The organism is Paenibacillus sp. IHBB 10380, from assembly GCF_000949425.1.
Classification (GTDB): domain Bacteria; phylum Bacillota; class Bacilli; order Paenibacillales; family Paenibacillaceae; genus Paenibacillus_AQ.
This window is the reverse complement of record NZ_CP010976.1, coordinates 5,261,115-5,280,333: the sequence shown is the minus strand read 5'-3', so window position 1 is coordinate 5,280,333 and position 19,219 is coordinate 5,261,115. Positions and strand designations below refer to the sequence as shown.

The following is a 19,219-nucleotide window of genomic DNA, read 5'->3' as shown; positions in this document are numbered from 1 at the left end:
TCACCCTACCGAGTCAAAGACATCCTCCCATATACTCTTACTTACTACGTCATCTAAATGAATGTCATATCTTCCAGTATCCCTCTATAGCCCATTAGAGTCATTACAATTTACACATAATCAAGATAAAATAATCTCCTAAGTACTAATGAGAAGGTGTTGCAATATGAATAAGATTCAAAGGCTACTGTGCATGGGAATTATGGTGGTGTTTGCTATATGCCTATTACTGCTTCCGACTCCCACCTATGCACATGCTTTTCTTCAACAATCAAGTCCTTCCGATAACGAAGTATTAACAAAATCTCCGGCTCAGGTCACACTTCAATTTAACGAATCTATTCAGCCGGCATTCCATTCCGTACAGGTTATCAATTCAGCCGGAGATCGTGTAGATTTAGACGATGTTCATATAGCAGAAGATCGTCCATCCGTATTAGAGGTTAATGTGAAGCCTGATTTACCTGATGGAAATTACGTTATCGTGTGGAAGGCAGTATCAGGGGATGGTCACCCTATAGAAGGAACCCTTCAATTTCAGATGGGGAATAACGAGAGTGAGAATCCTCTTCCTTCTACAAAAACAACTTCTAGTTACTTCCCTGGATTAGATTTAATCACCATTCGTTGGTTACTGTATTTAAGCATCGCTTTCTTCATGGGCATTCTCAGCTTCTATTTGTTCATGTATCCGGCCAACCCAAAAGGAAATTTCCTTTTACCACAGCGTAGCCGCAGACTGCTATGGACTTCGTATTTCGGCATTGCTCTGAGCATATTGCTAAGTCTTCCATTACAAACGACCATTGACGCAAGGATCGGGTGGAGCAAGGTATGGAGCACAGTGTGGTTAGGTCAAATGATTCATACAAGCTTTGGTACCGTGTGGATGGTTCAATTGGTACTGATCATTCTAGTTGGCGGAACATTGATTGTTGTTCATCGTAACCATTTAAGCTCACGCTTCAGAAAAAATGGTGCCTTCGTAGCCTTGCTATTAGGATTCGGTATCCTTTTATCTAAAGCATTCATAGGTCATGCACCCACAACAGAACATCAAGTAATATCCATTCTTATGGATTTCGTCCATCTATCGGCTGTTTCCATCTGGTTAGGCTCATTATTGGCATTAGCTGCTATTCTACCTGGTGAAGCTTCTCTACCCACCTATCGTCCAGATCGAAAGAAAGTGTATTTCTCGGTCATACGCACGTTCTCTCGCTGGGGAACGATACTTGTGGCACTGCTGATTGTGAGCGGTATCTATGCAAGCTTTCAACATGTACCTACGGTATATGCATTGTTTCACACTTTATACGGTCAAATTTTGCTTATGAAATCAGGGTTACTGCTTATTATGATTGGATTGGCCGCGTTTAACTTATTCCGTGGTAAACAGATGAATAAGGAACTAAACCGAAGTATATGGTCAGAGCTCAGTGTAGGTGTTGTTGTTCTTGTCCTATCAGCCGTTCTAAGCAACATACCAACAGGACTAAGTTCCCCCGGTCCGATTCATCAAAGTCACAAGCTGGATAATGGGTATAGAATCTCTCTCGGGGTTAGCCCTAATATAACAGGGAATAACACCTTCGAGGTTAATATTCACAATGCTGCAGGACAAGAATTCACAGATGTTCAGCAGATTAAGCTTACCCTTACTTCGCTAGATATGGATATGGGCAAGTATGAGATTATTATTCCGATCACCCCTTCTACACCGTTACGTAAAGAGGATCTTATAAGCATAGCGGGAAGATGGAATGCTCAAGTTCATGTATTAACTCATTCATTGGAGTCCTGGGATACCACCTTCACCTTCCGAGTAGGAACGGAATAACCCATTACATTTCATGCTTAAATATTCAATAATAATCATCAGAAAAGAGGAAATTATCTTGATTAAAATTAAAAAGTCCAAATTATCCACCTTATTCGTTACTGTTACTGCAAGTTTATTGTTATTCAGCGGTGTTGCCAGCGCTCACGTAACTGTCAAACCGGCTACATCTGCCCCCGGTGCTTGGGAAACATATTCCATCAAGATTCCAGTCGAGAAGGATATTCCCACGACTAAGGTTACACTCAAAATCCCAGCCGGGGTCGACTTCAAACAATATCAACCTGTGCCCGAGTGGGAAGTAAGCACTGAGAAAGACAGTACCGGCAAAGTAGTGTCCATTACATGGAGCGCTACAGGTAATGGTATCTCCGCAGGCGAATTTCAACAATTTAATTTCGTTGCCCAGAATCCTAAAGAAGATGAAGTCATTGCCTGGGATGCATTTCAATATTATAACGATGGAAGCATTGTAGAATGGACTGGCGATGAGAAGTCCGAATTGCCTCACTCGATGACACAAGTCACTACAGCACCAGCCAGCGATGAAGCATCCCACAACGATTCTCATGGTCATGACTCGACAACACCTGCACCATCTGAATCAGATCAAGAACCTTCTAACATATCGGACACTTCCAGTTCAACGAGTTCCTCTTCAATTATGGATATTATTATATTGATTGTATCTATTGCAGCCTTCCTCTTATCGATTGTAGCTTTACTTAAGGCACTTAAAAACGAAAAAAAATAACTTCCCAACCGTAGCTTCTCTACAACCCACATATAAAGTAGGAGGGGGTGATTAGCCCCCAATCTCTGTTTACCAACGTACATTATGGTATATTTCGCATGATTTTTTATCTCTTAAACAACCTCCTCAAACCAGTAGATCACTAATATTCACTCCTATATTTCCCAGATGTCACTTGTCTTCTCAAGTAGGCCTGTCTTATTAATGATATGCCCATCTTGTTTTATGGAATCTAGATACACTAGAGCACACATGTCTTGTGTATCTAGATTCTGCTATTCGTTGATCAAAGATTACTATCCCCCACGTTGGCCTCGCCATTAGAAATATACTTTTGCCTTTACAACCAAATCCCAACCATGAATGCTCTACAAACTCAAGTAACGCATTAATTTTTTTCCAAAAAATTTTTTTGTTTATTTTATTTTTCGACATATTATTCCTTTTTTGTGTGATATTATATCGTTGTCTTAAAAATGCTTTATAAGAATAGTTGAGATTGCAGACGACATAGAATGCTATCTATGATCTAAAAGGTCTAGTCAAGTTTTTTCGTCGAAACAAATTCTCTAACATGGTTCGTTCAACAGAGGTTCGATCAGCTATTGTGGAATATATCGCTATTGTATCTCAAGATATTGATAACACAAGCACTTCGTTAACTCGAAAATTTCAGAATAAATCATTTACAACCTTGTCTTAGCAAAATTGAGATCACTCAACTTCAACAGGTGAAACTGTCAATACTCATGCAGATAGCACAAAACGTATTTTGTTCTTAGATCTTGAGTATGAGAATAGGACCCACGATCATATTAAACGAATTTTCGATTGTCTGTTTGAAGGAAAATTACCCAAATTGGCATTCAGAAACCTTCTCATTGATTCTGAACAATGGTTACAAGAGACCCAGAGTGATACTCATAAAACAAGAATGATATGTGATACGATTTTCCATTTATCAGATAGGGAAGTAGTTGCAATATCCTTACAACAGAAGGACCAATTGGTCTTCTATAAATAACAAACATGGGGGAATAGAAATGAAGAATGTAATCGAAGAAGATCAAAATGTTAAACAATTTAGTGTCAACAACGAGGAGTATCTGTACAACTGTTATGACCACTACACGGAATTACGTGAAAAAAAACCTATTTTTTGGCATGAAGAAATGAAATCCTGGTTCATCACCCGCTATGATGACATTATGAAATATCTGATTGGTGAGACGTTTATAACAAGTCCATTAATTACTCACAAAATGAATAGCCTGCCCGAAGGGGAAGACCGTCATTTTAAGGATATCGTAGATATAATTTCCACATGGATGATCTATAACGATCGTCCAGACCATACAAGGCTACGTAGCCATATGAATCGTGCATTTTGGACCAATGAGGTCGAGGCAATCAAACCAGAAATAAAAAATATTGTCTCTCAAATTATCCAAAAAGTTGTTGAAACCAAACCTGATGGCTTTGATTTCGTTGTTGATATTGCTCATCCAATTCCTGCAATGGTACTTTGTAAAATGTTAGGGATACCCGTTCAAGAAATTGAGAGATTTATTAAATGGTCGGATGATATTGCTATGTTCATGCAGAATTTCGTGGTAGCACTCGTGCCAGATAAAGAAATAAGTGAACAAATTAAAAAGAGTTTAAAAGAAATGTATGCCTTTCTCTCTGAAGCAATTGCAGACCGTAGAAGAGAGAAAAAAAATGACCTGTTGAGCCGGTTAATTTCCGATAATCCTGGAGAAAATGATGGGTTGCGTGATGATGAGATCATTGCACAAACTATTCATTTAATATTTGGCGGACATAAAATCCCTCAATTCATGTTGAGTAACACTTTACACTTATTATTCAAAAACCCGAAAGTGTTTAACGAGTTAAAAAATGACATGTCTATGTTACCAAAAGTACAAGATGAGTGTATGCGCTTGGAAGGTCCTATCCAATACATCACACGTCATGCTGCACATGACATAGAAATTCACGGTCAGTTGATAAAAGAAGGAGATTCTGTTTTCTTCTTCCTTGGCTCAGCAGGTCGTGACGAAAGAAAGTTTGAAAATCCAGAAGCATTTATTCTCGAACGAAATAGCAAGCATCTAGGATTTGGTGGAGGTTATCACGCTTGCATAGCAGCATCGTTTGCACGTGCAGAAATCACGGAAATCATGCTAGAAGTGATCGAGAAATTCCCGAACATCTCTCCACTTTACGATTTGAACAAGCCGTCGTGGACGATGAATCCAACATTTCACGGAATTACTACGATGCCAGTAAAATTCTAAAATACTTACTAGGTAAATCAAGAAGTTTTTAACCTCTTGGTTTACCTAATTTTCACTAAAGGAGGAAAATGTAATTTATGCTGATGTTTAACAACGACTCACGCAATGCTGTTATAGTTGTTCATGAAATATATGGTGTCAATAAACATATACAAAATATCTGCTTACAGTTTTCTGAATTGCAGTTCGATGTATATTGCCCAAACTTGCTAGGTGTCGATACATCGTATGGATATGACCAAGAGCAAGAAGCTTATCGTAATTTCACTGAATATGTTGGATTTAAAGACGCTACAATTCAAATCAAACATTTGTTACAGCAAATCCGCCCAAACTATGAGTTTGTGTTGATAATTGGTTATAGCGTCGGGGCAACTTGTGCTTGGTTATGTTGTGAAGATGAATATTTGTGCGATGGAGTAATTGGTTATTACGGTTCCCGAATAAGGGACCATCTAGATATTCAGCCTAAATGTCCAGTGTTACTTTTTTATTCTGAAAGAGAAACGGCCTTTCAAGCGAAAGAACTTATAGCTGAGTTAGAAACAAATAGAAAAATTACCATATTTCAGCTTGCTGGACGACATGGTTGGTGTGACCCGTACTCTACTCAATACCGCAAAGAGTCGGCTTTAATCGCTTTTCAAAAAATGGTGGAATGGTTTCAAATAATCCGTGGGGGTCTGGATCACGAAATCGTTGCAAAAGTTAGGGCGGCTTATTTATGATTTATCAACGATGGATGTCACTTCGATTTTTTTCGTTTTTTTTTACTTGGGGTATATTTCTTCCTTATTGGACAGTATGGTTAACCTCAAAAGAAATTCCGGTTCAGACGGTAGGTCTAATAATTGCAATTGGATATGTGACACGATCTGTTTCTACGTTGTATTTATTCCCAATGCTATGCAAATTTGTTCGGCTTTCTAGGTTATCGATTTTAGTTTCCTGGTTGACTACTACAATTTTATTACTCTTTATACCGCTACACCGTGTTGACATATTGGTCTTAGTAACCGTTTTATTCAGCTTAGTCTATCCAATGCTATTGCCCATGAACGAAACGATCGCTTCCTTGCTAGTCAAAGCTCAAACAATTAATTATGGAAAAAGTAGATCCTTAGGGTCCTTTGGATACGTCTTTGCACTCACTTTAGTCGGATGGTTTATCACCAACAATGGTGAACAAGTAATTATTTACATTATGATCGCTGGTAGTTTTTTATTGTCACTATCTGCTTCTTTTAGAGTTCCACACCCAATAAACATCAAAATTGAGTCTAATCGAATTTCTTTATTTTACCTTTTCAAGTCAAAAGACTTTTTGATTTGTATCACAATCTGCACTCTACTTCAGGGTTCGCATGCAGCATACTATAACTACGGTGTACTCTATTTACAGCATCTAGGAGCAGCAAACAGCATAATTGGCATTATTCTATCGCTGGCAGTCTTCTGTGAAATATTCTTTTTTTATATCTCTAACCGAGTGTTCCAAAACTTCTCAATTCCATCTTTGTTTTTCATAGCAGCTCTGGGGTCGGCGACTAGGTGGTTGTTAATTTACTTCGAGAGCAACATACTTGTATTTGTATTTTCACAAATTCTTCACTCCCTAACATTCGGATTGACCCATTACGCCTTTTTTCGATTTGTAAATGAAAAGGTTCCGCCTGAGTTGATACCATCTGCACAAGGCATTTACGCATCATTAGCGATGAGTCTTGGCACTGGACTTTTAACAGTATTATCTGGATATTTATATCAAATATCTCCTAGTTTACCGTTTTTATGGATGTCCTTAGTCGCTATACCAACTATATTTCTCTGCTATGTATTACGAAGGCAAATCATTTCAAAGCCAATTGAGCTCAAGATATAACTTTATTTCTCTACCACTCCTGTAAAATTGATAAAAAACCAAGCTTAGCCAAATTATTGTTTGTTCTCTACCAATAAATAATAGAATGGAGATTATAGTATGTCATTAAATACCGAATCAAACGAACTTAACATTCAATTTTTAATTGCAGTCTCTGAAGGATCAAACGAAGAAGTAATTCACTTGCTAAATGAAGGTATCAACGTCAACACTATTTTTCAGGAAAACAGTGATATTTTATGCACTTCAGATACATACAGATCAGCACTTCATCTTGCAATTGTAAAGAATCAAATGGAACTTGTCCCATTGTTACTTTCACATGGAGCTGATACTAAACTTCTTCCCAGAGAGCTTATACTCGAAATTATAACAAAAAAAAACTATTCCCTTCTTACACTTCTTCTTCGATTTGGACTTCCGCAGCAAAATAACGCTAAGAATCAAGAATATGATTTGTTAATGGATGCATGCAAATCTAAAAATATAGAGATGGTTCAACTTTTACTCAATGTTAACTTAGATCTTTCAATATATGAAGAAGATCAGACCTTTTTATTATCTCGCTATTACATTTTACGATCTTCAGAAATCCTAACACTTTTACTCGATACCGGTCATTATGATGTGGATCAACTTACGGTTAACGGACGCACATTACTTCATGAATCTTTAAGGCAGAGATATCCAAAAGCTGCATTGATTTTATTGGAAAAAGGCTCTTTTTCTGATCCGCTAGACGATGAAGGCTACACGCCTCTTTATTATGCAGTTAAAAATAGTTATTATGATGTTGTAAAAGAATTGTTGCAACGTGAAGCAAACCCAGATCGTTTTGTTGATGGTAACACAATGCTTTCTCTAGCTGCGTCTAAATCTGATTTTCAAATGGTTGAATTACTTCTTAATTACGGGTGTGATCCAAACCTTACTAATTCTGAAGGAAAAACTCCCCTTCAAATGGTACCTCGTTATGCAGATTTTATGACGTTCTTATTTTTACAAAATTATAGCGACACGTTAAAAAGGCATGAGAATAACGAAAGTATTCCTTCTGGTTTTATATCCTTAATTTCAAAGTCATAATATGAGTACAATAGACAGCATGGTGTCTCAGTGCACAATATTCCCAGTATCGTATTAGATTACTTGCAGAGCTCCTTAATCTCCATCTATTGGAATTGAACCTTTTCCCGATAGTATCTCTAGTCTTACTTTACGTTGTTGCAAAGATCGTCTTGAAGTCACCATCTTTGTGTCAACTAAATCCTTTAGATATCGACCATGCTGGGCAACACACAAAAAACAGACCGTAATCCAAAAGGATTACGGTCTGTTTTTTGTTCATATCAGAAGCGTTACATCCACAAATGGAAGTTCTCCTTAGATGTACTACTTAATCAATTTGAACGCCCTTCTTGATTGCCTTCAAGTCACCATTCGAATTGTTAAGTATAGGAAGCATCTTCGAATCACGAACCATAGGAGAATCACACAACCGACAAGTCGGTTCATGCTCAAATGCAAAGTTATCACGCATCCAGCCCTTACAGTCTTCTTTCGTACAGGACCAAATCGAAGTACTTTCCTCCGGAATTTCCTCTAACGATTTTTTGCGATAGTTCATACTCAACCCCCTCAATAGACTTTAAGAACGAAACAAGTATAGACGGACACCTTGCATAAAAATAGAATCATCCGTAAGACAAAATAATACCTTTACGCTCGTAATTATAGAAAAAAAACTGCCCTTAACAGACGTTAAGGGCAGTCTTGTTTTAATTACAGTTTTACAACGTTTTCTGCTTGTGGTCCACGGTTTCCTTCAACTACGTTGAACTGAACGCGTTGGCCTTCGTCCAAAGTTTTGAATCCGTCGCCAGTGATAGCGGAGAAGTGAACGAATACGTCGCTTCCACCTTCAACTTCGATGAAACCGAAACCTTTGTCTGCGTTAAACCATTTTACTGTACCTGTTTGCATTTGTAATTCCTCCAAAAATTTGATTTAATGCTGATCATTTTTTACACTTACATATAAAAAAGTTTCACACATTGAAAAGTGTATTCTCTTGATTCTGAATCTGCTTTTCAATATGTGAAAAGGATCAACGTTTCTTAACTAAACACAGTGTATCATATGCCGAAACCAAACGCAAGCTGCTCTGTCATTAATTTCAAGAACTCATTTCAATCTACCGCATACTTAGACGCAACTTCGGCTTTATATATTACATCATAACCAAAATAATATGTTTTATAACAATCCGCATATAATATTTTCACGAAGACTACACTTTAATATGATGCCAAAACGAACTTTGGATACTTACCATAAGGGGGTGTTTCTAACTGATTGAATTTCACAACGTTAACAAGTACTTCGGCTCATTCCATGTATTGAAGAACATCAACCTTCAGATTGAAGAAGGGGAAGTTGTAGTTATCATCGGTCCATCGGGTTCAGGTAAAAGTACATTGATACGCTGCATCAATAAGCTCGAGAGCATTTCCTCAGGCCAATTAATCGTAAATGGAGTCCCTCTACACAAAAAAAAGATTGATATTAATCAATTTCGCCGCGACATCGGCATGGTGTTTCAGCACTTTAATCTTTATCCACATAAAAGAGTCATCGATAACATTATTCTAGCTCCCATCAAAGTTCAGCGACTCTCTAAAGAAGAATCGAGACAGACAGCCATGTCCTATCTCACACGAGTCGGTATCGAAGACAAAGCGCAGAGCTTCCCCTCCCAGCTATCCGGCGGACAACAGCAACGTGTTGCGATTGCTCGCGGATTAGCAATGAAACCAAAAATAATGCTATTTGACGAACCCACATCCGCTCTTGATCCCGAAATGATTGGCGAAGTACTAGACGTTATACGCTCACTAGCCCATAACGGCATGACCATGGTCATCGTTACACACGAGATGGGCTTCGCCCGCGAAGTCGCTGACCGAGTCGTATTTATGGATGAAGGCCATATTTTGGAGATAGCCACATCCACTGATTTCTTCACCACTCCGCACGAAGAACGCGCTCGCACATTTCTTAGTCGCTTGATTAATCATTAAATGATCGTTTGGAATCGAAAGGGGAACTGAAGAATGAAGAGTAACTTACATTGGCATTTGTCTCTGATGGTACTGATGGCTGCCGCCCTCATATTTACAGGTTGTAGTTCCAAGGAGGATACCACTCTCGGAGCGATTAAAGAACGAGGGAAAATTGTTGTAGGTGTTAAATATGATACCAAGTTATTCGGACTTAAAGATCCGGCAACCGGAAATGTGGAAGGCTTTGATATTGATATCGCTAAAGCACTCGCTAAAAAAATTCTGGGTGATGAAACAAAAATAGAACTTAAAGAAGTTACTTCTAAGACTCGTATCCCCCTTCTCCAGAATGGCGACATAGACCTCATTATCGCTACGATGACTATTACAGAAGAACGTAAAGAACAAGTTGATTTCAGTAATGTTTATTTCAAAGCAGGCCAGTCTCTTCTAGTGAAAAGTGGGAGCGACATCCAAAGCATCGCCGATCTAGCCAATGGAACTACGGTCTTGGCTGTTAAAGGTTCTACATCTGCGAACAATATTCGTGAGAAGGCTCCTGATGCTGAAGTACTTGAGCTTGAGAACTACCAAGATGCCTTCACAGCCCTCAAGGCCGGCAAGGGCGATGCTCTCACCACAGATAACGCTATTCTACTAGGTATGCAACAGCAAGACCCTAATTATGTATTGGTGGGCGGGACGTTCACAGACGAGCCTTATGGAATAGCTATCCGCAAAGGGGATAATGAATTCGTAACAACAGTCAATGATTTATTAAAAGAACTGAAGGATACTGGCGAATACGATAAATTATACGAACAATGGATGGGCGTCAAACCCGAATAATAAAATATCTGGATCAAAGGAGAGACGCGATATAAGCCTCTCCTCTTTTTGTCTACTGACAGAACGGAGGGTCGAAGAACCAATATGGGGACATTTAATGTTAATCTCTTGTTCGACAACTGGGACCGTTTTATGGAGGGTTTCTTAAATACGATACAGATTAGTATTATCGCTCTTATTGGAAGCTTTATTCTCGGAGCGGTCGTTGCTGTCTGCCGAATTGCTCCTCTTCGACCGCTAAATTGGATGGGGACGATTTATGTAGAGTTTATTCGTAATATTCCACTTCTGATCGTTGTATTCTTTTTCTATCTAGGCCTGCCCTCTCTTGGTATTCGACTGGATGGCTTCACGTCTGGAACGCTAGGTCTGACAGTATACACTGCCTCTTTCATTGCTGAAGCTATCCGTGCAGGTATTCAATCTGTACCCTGTGGTCAGTCGGAGGCTGCAAGGGCGACCGGACTTTCTTATCTCCAAGCCATGCTATATATCATCTTACCTCAGGCCATTAAAATTGTACTACCCGCCATCGGCAACCAGTTCATTAACTTAGTGAAAAACTCTTCTATTCTTGCTGTTGTTGCGGGCATGGACTTAATGTATTATGCCGATCTCATTAACTCGAGTACCTTCCTCCCCTTAACGGTATATACTTTCGTAGCCTTATTCTACTTAGTCTTAACTATTCCTCTCAGCTTCGCTGTTCTTTATATGGAACGACGCTTCAATACAACTGACAACAACTAATTCATAACGATGAGGAGAGGAGCTAGTATTGTCATGGATTTCATCGGAGCTTATTCTTATCCTAATCTAAAGTATATTATGCAAGGCTTCCTAGTTACGTTAGAGGTCGCTCTAATTTCAATTATATTAAGTTTCCTACTTGGGGTTATGTTAGGTACTTTAAGATACACTCAAATGCCTATTGTTGCTCGATTAACTGCTATTCTCTCAGATACCATTCGTAATCTGCCACTCCTACTCATTATATTCTTTATTCATCTGGTACTGCCTCAACTAGGCATAGGCATGTCTCCCTTCTGGTCAACGGTGGCAGCGTTATCGTTATTCGAAGGGGCCATGATCTCTGAAATTGTACGGAGTGGATTGAATTCTATTGACAAGGGGCAGATTGAAGCTGCTCGTTCCTCTGGGCTCAGTTACATGCAGACGTTATGGAATATCATTCTACCGCAGGCACTTCGCCGAATGTCTCCACCCATGGTCAGTCAATTCATTTCACTACTTAAAGACACCTCTCTGGCTATTATCATTTCACTGCCAGAGATTATGCATAATGTACAGATTTTAAGCGGACAGAACTTCAATTATGTCATTCCAGCCCTTTTGCTAGCAGCCCTATTATATTTCATTGTCAACTACACACTGTCTATTATTGCTCGACGCCTAGAGGCAAAAACGTATTAAGAAGCATTTAGAACAGTGTGTCCTATTCGGATAATTTAATGGTAGAGAGCCTATGCAGGATGAACATCCCTACGACCTTTTATCGCCCCGGGATAGCTACCCTAAGTAGGCTCTTATCTAAGTTCTAACAATTACTACATACTAGAAAAGTTGATATTTACCCTGCCACGCGCTAACATGGGATCATTATCCCAAGTGAAAGTTCAGGTGTATTCCATATGATTAAGAATGATAAAATCAAAGCTTCCGAGGTTCAATTAACAGGAGTTCATGGTGAGGATCTAGGTATCATGGCTACTGCTGATGCTCTAGCTCTGGCCAAGAAACACAAGGTAGATCTAGTATGTACCTCTCTCTTAAGCAGTCCGCCGCCCTGTAAACTAATTCGAGCAGGCGCAGCCAAACAAGAAGTACAGCAATCTCAGCAAACCAGCCGTAAACAAGGGCAAAGTATTAAGGTTAAAGAGATCCGTCTGACACCACAGATTGAGGAGCATGATTACGAGACGAAGAAGAATCAAGCTGAACGTATGCTAAAGTCAGGTAATGCTGTTATGCTTGTTGTACGAATCAAAGGAAAAGAAGGCATAAAAGCCAAAGAATTACTTGAAAACCTAACCAAAGAACTAGCACCCCTAGGCACTAAGCAATCAGGTATACAACTTAGCGGTAAACAAGCTATGGTTCAGGTTAATCCCAACTAGATTTGAAATGAGTAGCCGCAACACTTTCGTTCGCTACCTAAGAAAAGGCGAGGTTTATAATATGTCCAAGAGAATTTTATTCACAGGCGGCGGATCAGCCGGTCATGTCACCGTTAATATGGCGCTTATCCCTAAGTTCATGGAACTGGGTTGGAGCATCGCCTATATGGGTTCCAAAAAGGGAATTGAAGCAGAGCTGATTCAACCCTTCGACAATGTCGATTATTATGGCATTTCAACTGGCAAACTACGTAGATATTTAAATATAGAGAACTTCAAAGATCCTTTTCGAATCGTTAAGGGTGTATTCGAAGCTTACTCACTCATTAGAAAAATAAAACCAGATGTCGTGTTCTCTAAAGGTGGATTTGTCTCCGTTCCTGTTGTTATTGGCGCAAAATTAAATAATGTCCCCATCGTCATACACGAATCAGATATTACACCAGGTCTTGCTAATCGAATCGCTCTTCCTCTAGCTACTAAAGTGTGTACAACCTTCCCAGAGACGTTAAATGAGCTAAAGAGCGATAAAGCTATCTATGTTGGATCTATTATCCGTGATGACTTACGAAGTGGGAATGCCACTAAAGGACTCGCATTTCTGACATTCACCCCTTCTAAACCTGTCATGCTCATTATGGGTGGTAGCTTGGGTTCTAAGCGAATTAACGGAATTGTACGGGGTAACCTATATCACTTACTAACCCAGTTCCAAATCGTTCATATTTGTGGCAAAGACCAAATCGATCCTTCTATTGAACTGGAGGGATACCAACAATATGAATACCTTCATGATGAACTAACCGATGTCATAGCTGCTGCACATATTGTTGTAACTAGAGCTGGCTCCAATTCTATTTTTGAATTTCTAGCCCTCCGCAAACCGATGCTGTTAATTCCACTTTCTCGAGCGGCAAGCCGGGGCGATCAAATATTGAATGCCCATTCTTTTAGACAAGCGGGCTATGCAGAAGTACTAGAGGAGGAAGCATTAAATGATGAATCCTTCGTCCTCGCCGTAGAATTGCTAACATCTAAACGAGATGACATCGCTCAGAACATGGCTAATTATAATGGTGCAAATACGATAGATCAGGTCATGGAGATGATTCAAAACACGGCTAAGAAATAGACCACAAAGTCGTAAATTCATCTCAAGCTTTCTCATATTCGGAATCGGATGTGCATTTCCCAACAATGAGGGGAATAATAAAAGGCCTACTTCGTGGTTTAACCATGAAGTAGGCCTTTTGCTACATCTATATTTACTTCCAAATGCACGCGTCCCTATTTCTAGACTACATTTATCGTTCTATCCGTAACGTTCGAAATACTAACATCAGGATCAATTGCCTTTACAATTGCTCTGAATTGAGCTTGCTCCAGAATATGAACTTTGTAGACTAAAGAGCGGGGCAATCCAGAAACATCATAAATAATTGTATTACCGATTTTCACTTGTTCGTGATGTCGCTCTGTCATATCCTCTTCCTGTATACTCTCCAGACGCAGCCGCATACTTAATGCTTCTGCAATTTCTTCATGCTGATTGCTAACCACATACGTAATCCGGTGCAAAGAGAATCCCCTAAGTGTGATATGCACCATCTCAAACGCGAGCAAATAAGCAATAATCGAGTACATAGCTTGATTCCAACCGAAAATAACACCAGCAGCTGTTAATACCACACAATTGATCACCATAATAAGATTATCTAGCGACAGCGGGATTCGTACTCTCGCTAAAGAGCGATCTGCCATTTCAAGTGTGTCCAGCATTCCACCAAACCTGACAACAATACCGATACCTAGTCCCAATGATACTCCCCCACAAATAGCAGCAGAGATGGGATGTTCAATAAGCGCAGGAATGGGGTGAAGAAAGATGGCAGTGAATGAGAACACCACAAGTCCAAGGACCGCCAATATTACAAATTCCCTCCGAATATGACTATAGGCCATAAGCATAAAAGGAACGTTGAATAGAAAGAGAAATAAGCCTAACCTCATCTCCGTCACATGTGCAAATAACGCTGATATCCCAGTCATTCCACCCACAATGATCTGATTGGGAATCAAAAACAGCTCAAGCCCTACGGAGGCTAAGATACTTCCCACAATAACGAACAATAGTTTGATACACCATTTCTTGAAAGAGTCCTCTTTATAAGGACGATGAGCAGATTCTAATGACGCAGGTAGTATTCTCACTAGCGAATCCTCCTCTTCCGTTATAGGCTTATAGCCCAAACGGATAGCTCTAGACTCTAGATCAGCACTTCGACCTGTGAATTAAGACTACGTTCCGCTTTTCTCCGGAAGAGGTGGCTTGCCTTTACCCTCTTTCCCTCTTTTAGAATCTTTGAATTTAAATATTTTATCCATAAAGTTATAGATATGTTTGGATTCTTTAGAGAGGAGTGGACCCAGAATGGCCATGATTAGCACATACAATGCAGTGAAGCTTTGTAATACAGGCATAAGCCCGCCTGCTTTACCTAAGTTAGCCATAATGATGGAGAATTCTCCACGGCCCATGATGGTAAATCCGATGTTAAAGGATGCTTTAGTACTTAACCCTGCACTTCTCCCAGCTAAAATAGCCGATGTTAAGTTACCAATAATGGTCAGAGCAACTGCCGCAAGAGATAACCAAACCGCCCCGAACATAGCCATCGGATCTATCGAAAGACCGAAACTGAAGAAAAAGATGGCTCCGAAGAAATCTCTAAAAGGCATGATTAGATGTTCAATACGCTTTGCATGCTCCGTATCTGCTAACACAAGTCCAAAGAGCAAGGCCCCGATCGCTTCAGCTACGTGAATGGTCTCAGAAAAGCCTGCAACTAGAAACAATGCACCAAAAACAACTAGAATAAATAACTCATTCGATCGAATGTTGAGCAGCTTATTTAATAGAGGAACTGCTTTGCGTCCAATGATAATCATAGCAAGCATGAAACCTAACGCGATTGAAGCGGTGAGTAATACACCCCATACACTTGAGGAGTCACTTAGTACAATACCAGAGAGGATGGATAAGTATACGGCAAGGAATACATCTTCAAACATGGTAATTCCAAGCACCATCTCTGTCTCTGTATTGGCGGTACGTTTCAAATCTACGAGGACTTTAGCCACGATTGCACTAGAGGAAATGGTCGTTATTCCTGCAATGACTAAAATCTCTGAGATGGGAAATCCAGCGAGCCACCCTAGTATAAGACCTAAACCAAAGTTAATACCGATATATATAGATCCACCCGTAACGATAGATTTACCTGACTTAATCAGACGACCAATCGAGAATTCAATCCCTAAATAGAACAATAGAAACAAGACGCCTATCCGACCCATAAAATCGATGAATGGAGCACTTTCAATGAACCGGAAATCGAAATGCCAAAAGCTCATCGCATGTGGTCCTACAGCCATCCCGATGAGGATGTAGAAAGGTATCACTGAAAATCGTATCTTATTAGCCAAAAGACCGGCCGCCGCTATTAAGGCGATAGCCAAGCCCACTTCAAAAACAATATGATCCATCTATTTAACCACTTCCGTTCAGTAAAATTTGTTTGAATGATTTCTGCTGTTCGCGTTCACCAACAACAACCAGTGTGGACTCCGCAGGAATAATGAAGTCTGGACCTGGATTAACGTGCTTCTTATGATTCTTCTCAATAACTGCGATAATCATAGCCCCTGAATTCTGTCTTACATCCAGATCACCAATCGATTTACCGATGGCCCGGTAACTATTGTCCAGTTTGTACCATTCAATAATCAATTCATCAAAGGCCATATCCACTTTCTCAAGCGCTTTTGGAACATAAGTCATTCCACCTACAATGGCTGCAATGATACGAGCTTCATCATCATCCATCGTAATCACGGAGATACTTTCATCAGGGTCGTCATATTCGAAATGGTACATTTCACGTCTTCCATCATCATGGATAATAATGACTAACTTATCTCCACCACGGGTCGTAACATGAAATTTCTTACCAATTCCAGGTAGATCTGTTTCTCTTACATTCATTATTGAAATACCTCCAATTATTCTGTTTGTATATTTAAATAGACTCAAATACATCGTCCGAAAATGAACGGTGTTGATTCTCTATTTTCAACGGAATTAGGGCATAGAACTATACTTAACTATCTCATACAATATTAAACGGATGTTCTAGATTAAATGGATTAATAAATAAGAGGGACTTTCTTAACTCACAAAAGTGGAGGTGAATTGAATGGGGTTCAAAAATAATCTACGTAATAATACCCGTATACTGGATTTAAGTGGTGTATGGCGGTTCGGAAGACATAGCAATGCCACAAAATAAACCATAAACAAAATAGGTAATAATCTAGTCAACATCTTCAGCTTAAGGAGAACCGGTGATGGCTTACGAACAGCGGCCGCAGGCATAGTCGATCCACTACTGATTTCCTCAGGAGTAGTCTCACTCGTATATTCAGCATGAGAAGATACAGGAACAGAAAAAGCCATCACTAAAACCATGCTAATAAACATAAATAGTCTAAGTAACGAATGGATTGGTTTCATAGCTCTCTCCCCCTTTTCTACATACTGTTACTAAAATGATAACACATAACAAAAGCTACCTCAAACCATAACACCCTTCAATCGTGAAAAAGAGAGCATGCATTAGAATGTTTGCGTAAAATTGTGCTGCTCAAGCCAAAACTCTGAGAACATCTTCGATTTTCCGACTGTGGGACAATACACCGTAGTTCATCCAGGCCAAGAAGTCGACTTCATAGACACATCGATTCTGAACGGCAGGAAGGGTTTTCCATAGTAGAGTGTCCAGTACTTCTCTACCCTCTCCCTCCCATTTATCAAAGGTAACAAACAGATGATCAGCATTCAGGTGGGGTAGAAATTCACTGGTGAGATTCACGTACCTTTTCCCATGGGTCAATTGCTGCACGAGGGAATCTGGCTTTAAGCCCAAATCTCTATACAGAACTCCTCCAGTGTAGCCCAGTTCCTCCCCACCATAAAGTCTAATTCCGTATGCTGAAATCCGTAGGAAGGCTACCGTCTGCCGATGAACAGTACGGCTAAGCGTTCTTTTGGCTTCCTCAGCTTGATGCTCGTAACTGGCGATAATCTCCCCTACACTGTCCAATCTCCCAAAAATTGCAGCGACTGACCTGAGAGTAGAGCGCCAATCTTCTCCTCTGGAAGGAAGTTTAAATAACGGAGCGATCTGGCGACATTCTTCGAGATTCCAACGTTGGAAGCCATCATCGAGCATGATTAGCTCTGGCTTGTGACCCAACAAGTCCTTCCAGTTTCTTGACGAGATATCGAATTCGGGAACCTGATCAAGACCGAGGTAATCCTGCTTCCCCCATAACGGATTGGAATACTGCACCACAGGTGTTATCCCCAGTGCCAGAAGGTAATCCTCCAGAAAGGGCGCAAATACTCGTATATTCTCCTGATGTGTACGTCGGTATTGCCCAGGTGTAATACCGACGGTTCCTTTGAAGCGGCGATTAAAATAATACTCATTACTGTAGCCAATCGCTTGTGCAATGTCGTATAAACGATCATCTGTTAGGAGCAATAACTGCTGCGCCCGATCGATACGGATGCCGTTCAGATATTCCAGAGGGATCTGTCCGGTAATTTCTTTAAATAGTTGTGAGTAGCGCGAGCGGCTGATATCCGCTATTTCCGACAATTGATTCACCGTCAGCGTATCCTGATAATGCTCTTTCACATAATCAATTGAGCGCTGCACAGCAGCCTTGCAATCCTTGTCCAGGTTGACCGCAGGATTGGACCGAAGAATCAGCAGCAACAACTCCTGAAACCGCGTATGATTAGCGAACGCTTCGAGTCCTTCATTATAGTTCCGGTTCTGATACAAGGAATCCAGCAGCAGAATGCATTGGGAAAAAGGCTGAAAGCTCACCGGTCCGGAACGGAGCAACCCCCTCTTTAAATCCGTCAACGTGCTGAACCGTTCCCCGTCTCTGCTAATCATTTCGAACGTGATCTGATAATAGCTCATTCCGCACTCAATGCTGCTCTCAATCCCGTTCATCATACCCGGCTCAAGAATAAAGCCCACTCCTTTTTCCAAAGGAAAATCGTCACCTTCCAGTACCACCCGTCCCTGTCCCTCAGTCACAATAATTAAGGTATGCTCCTGAAAAACCGTTCTATTGCTCTTGCTATGTTCAGATAGGTTCACCATCTCTATATGTATGAGAGAATAAAAAATCGCCTCTTGTTTGTTAGGTCCAATAATCTCCGTCATTTTTCACCATCTCCAGTGAGAATCATTTTCACTTACTAGTGTAAAACAAAAAAGAAAGCCTTTCAACCAGAGTTGAAGAGCTTTCT

Annotated in this window: 19 protein-coding genes; 12 read left to right on the top strand and 7 right to left on the bottom strand. The window is 40.1% G+C overall.

All coding sequences use genetic code 11. From position 1 onward, the window contains the following. Positions 1-166 precede the first annotated feature (166 nt). The 6 genes from UB51_RS23890 to UB51_RS23865 all read left to right on the top strand — a co-directional run bounded on the left by UB51_RS23890 (position 167) and on the right by UB51_RS23865 (position 7,865). The gene (locus UB51_RS23890; protein WP_044879450.1) at positions 167-1,840 is read left to right on the top strand and encodes a copper resistance CopC/CopD family protein; all 1,674 of its coding nucleotides are present in this window, start codon (positions 167-169) and stop codon (positions 1,838-1,840) included. 58 nt (positions 1,841-1,898) lie between these two features. Next, a complete protein-coding gene (locus UB51_RS23885; protein WP_234405494.1) occupies positions 1,899-2,594 on the top strand; it encodes a YcnI family copper-binding membrane protein in 696 nt (231 codons plus the stop codon). A 1,043-nt stretch (positions 2,595-3,637) separates the two neighbouring features. Beyond that, positions 3,638-4,897, top strand: a complete 1,260-nt coding sequence (locus UB51_RS23880; RefSeq protein ID WP_234405493.1) for a cytochrome P450 — start codon at positions 3,638-3,640, stop codon at positions 4,895-4,897. Between the two features lie 77 nt (positions 4,898-4,974). After that, positions 4,975-5,625 (top strand): dienelactone hydrolase family protein, encoded by a 651-nt coding sequence (locus tag UB51_RS23875; RefSeq protein ID WP_044879448.1) that lies wholly within the window; start codon positions 4,975-4,977, stop codon positions 5,623-5,625. Next, the gene (locus UB51_RS23870) at positions 5,622-6,779 is read left to right on the top strand and encodes a 3-phenylpropionate MFS transporter (protein ID WP_044879447.1); all 1,158 of its coding nucleotides are present in this window, start codon (positions 5,622-5,624) and stop codon (positions 6,777-6,779) included. The genes UB51_RS23875 and UB51_RS23870 overlap by 4 nt, the downstream gene beginning before the upstream one ends. 99 nt (positions 6,780-6,878) lie before the next feature. Then, entirely contained in the window at positions 6,879-7,865 is a 987-nt protein-coding gene (locus UB51_RS23865; RefSeq protein WP_044879446.1) for an ankyrin repeat domain-containing protein, read from the top strand. Between the two features lie 310 nt (positions 7,866-8,175). On the opposite strand, the gene UB51_RS23860 is transcribed toward UB51_RS23865, so the two are convergent. Then, on the bottom strand, positions 8,176-8,406 hold the full coding sequence (locus tag UB51_RS23860; protein WP_044879445.1) for a cold-shock protein: 231 nt from the start codon (positions 8,404-8,406) through the stop codon (positions 8,176-8,178). Between the two features lie 155 nt (positions 8,407-8,561). Further along, positions 8,562-8,762 carry a cold-shock protein gene (locus tag UB51_RS23855; RefSeq protein ID WP_036651712.1) on the bottom strand — a complete coding sequence of 67 codons (201 nt, stop codon included), beginning with the start codon at positions 8,760-8,762 and terminating at the stop codon, positions 8,562-8,564. 368 nt (positions 8,763-9,130) lie between these two features. Here UB51_RS23855 and UB51_RS23850 point away from each other — a divergent pair, with 368 nt between their 5' ends. The 6 genes from UB51_RS23850 (at position 9,131) to UB51_RS23825 (ending at position 13,960) form a co-directional block, all read left to right on the top strand. Next, complete coding sequence (locus UB51_RS23850) at positions 9,131-9,859, top strand: amino acid ABC transporter ATP-binding protein (RefSeq protein ID WP_044879444.1); 729 nt, start codon at positions 9,131-9,133, stop codon at positions 9,857-9,859. Positions 9,860-9,925: 66 nt separating this feature from the next. Then, entirely contained in the window at positions 9,926-10,690 is a 765-nt protein-coding gene (locus tag UB51_RS23845; protein WP_445322388.1) for a transporter substrate-binding domain-containing protein, read from the top strand. 84 nt (positions 10,691-10,774) lie between these two features. Then, positions 10,775-11,440 (top strand): amino acid ABC transporter permease, encoded by a 666-nt coding sequence (locus UB51_RS23840; RefSeq protein ID WP_044879442.1) that lies wholly within the window; start codon positions 10,775-10,777, stop codon positions 11,438-11,440. Positions 11,441-11,473: 33 nt separating this feature from the next. Then, entirely contained in the window at positions 11,474-12,124 is a 651-nt protein-coding gene (locus tag UB51_RS23835; protein ID WP_044879441.1) for an amino acid ABC transporter permease, read from the top strand. A 218-nt stretch (positions 12,125-12,342) separates the two neighbouring features. Continuing rightward, positions 12,343-12,828 carry a translation initiation factor IF-3 gene (gene infC, locus UB51_RS23830; RefSeq protein ID WP_044879440.1) on the top strand — a complete coding sequence of 162 codons (486 nt, stop codon included), beginning with the start codon at positions 12,343-12,345 and terminating at the stop codon, positions 12,826-12,828. Positions 12,829-12,889: 61 nt separating this feature from the next. Beyond that, complete coding sequence (locus UB51_RS23825; protein ID WP_044879439.1) at positions 12,890-13,960, top strand: undecaprenyldiphospho-muramoylpentapeptide beta-N-acetylglucosaminyltransferase; 1,071 nt, start codon at positions 12,890-12,892, stop codon at positions 13,958-13,960. Between the two features lie 161 nt (positions 13,961-14,121). Here UB51_RS23825 and UB51_RS23820 read toward each other — a convergent pair whose 3' ends face one another. The 5 genes from UB51_RS23820 to UB51_RS23800 all read right to left on the bottom strand — a co-directional run bounded on the left by UB51_RS23820 (position 14,122) and on the right by UB51_RS23800 (position 19,133). Beyond that, positions 14,122-15,039 carry a YitT family protein gene (locus UB51_RS23820; RefSeq protein WP_052676059.1) on the bottom strand — a complete coding sequence of 306 codons (918 nt, stop codon included), beginning with the start codon at positions 15,037-15,039 and terminating at the stop codon, positions 14,122-14,124. An 87-nt stretch (positions 15,040-15,126) separates the two neighbouring features. After that, positions 15,127-16,374, bottom strand: a complete 1,248-nt coding sequence (locus UB51_RS23815) for a cation:proton antiporter (RefSeq protein ID WP_044879438.1) — start codon at positions 16,372-16,374, stop codon at positions 15,127-15,129. A gap of 4 nt (positions 16,375-16,378) precedes the next feature. Beyond that, entirely contained in the window at positions 16,379-16,873 is a 495-nt protein-coding gene (locus UB51_RS23810) for a cation:proton antiporter regulatory subunit (RefSeq protein ID WP_044879437.1), read from the bottom strand. Positions 16,874-17,056: 183 nt separating this feature from the next. Beyond that, entirely contained in the window at positions 17,057-17,401 is a 345-nt protein-coding gene (locus UB51_RS23805; RefSeq protein WP_044879436.1) for a hypothetical protein, read from the bottom strand. A 130-nt stretch (positions 17,402-17,531) separates the two neighbouring features. Then, positions 17,532-19,133: a helix-turn-helix domain-containing protein gene (locus UB51_RS23800; protein ID WP_052676058.1), complete on the bottom strand. Its 1,602-nt coding sequence runs from the start codon at positions 19,131-19,133 to the stop codon at positions 17,532-17,534. Positions 19,134-19,219 lie beyond the last annotated feature (86 nt).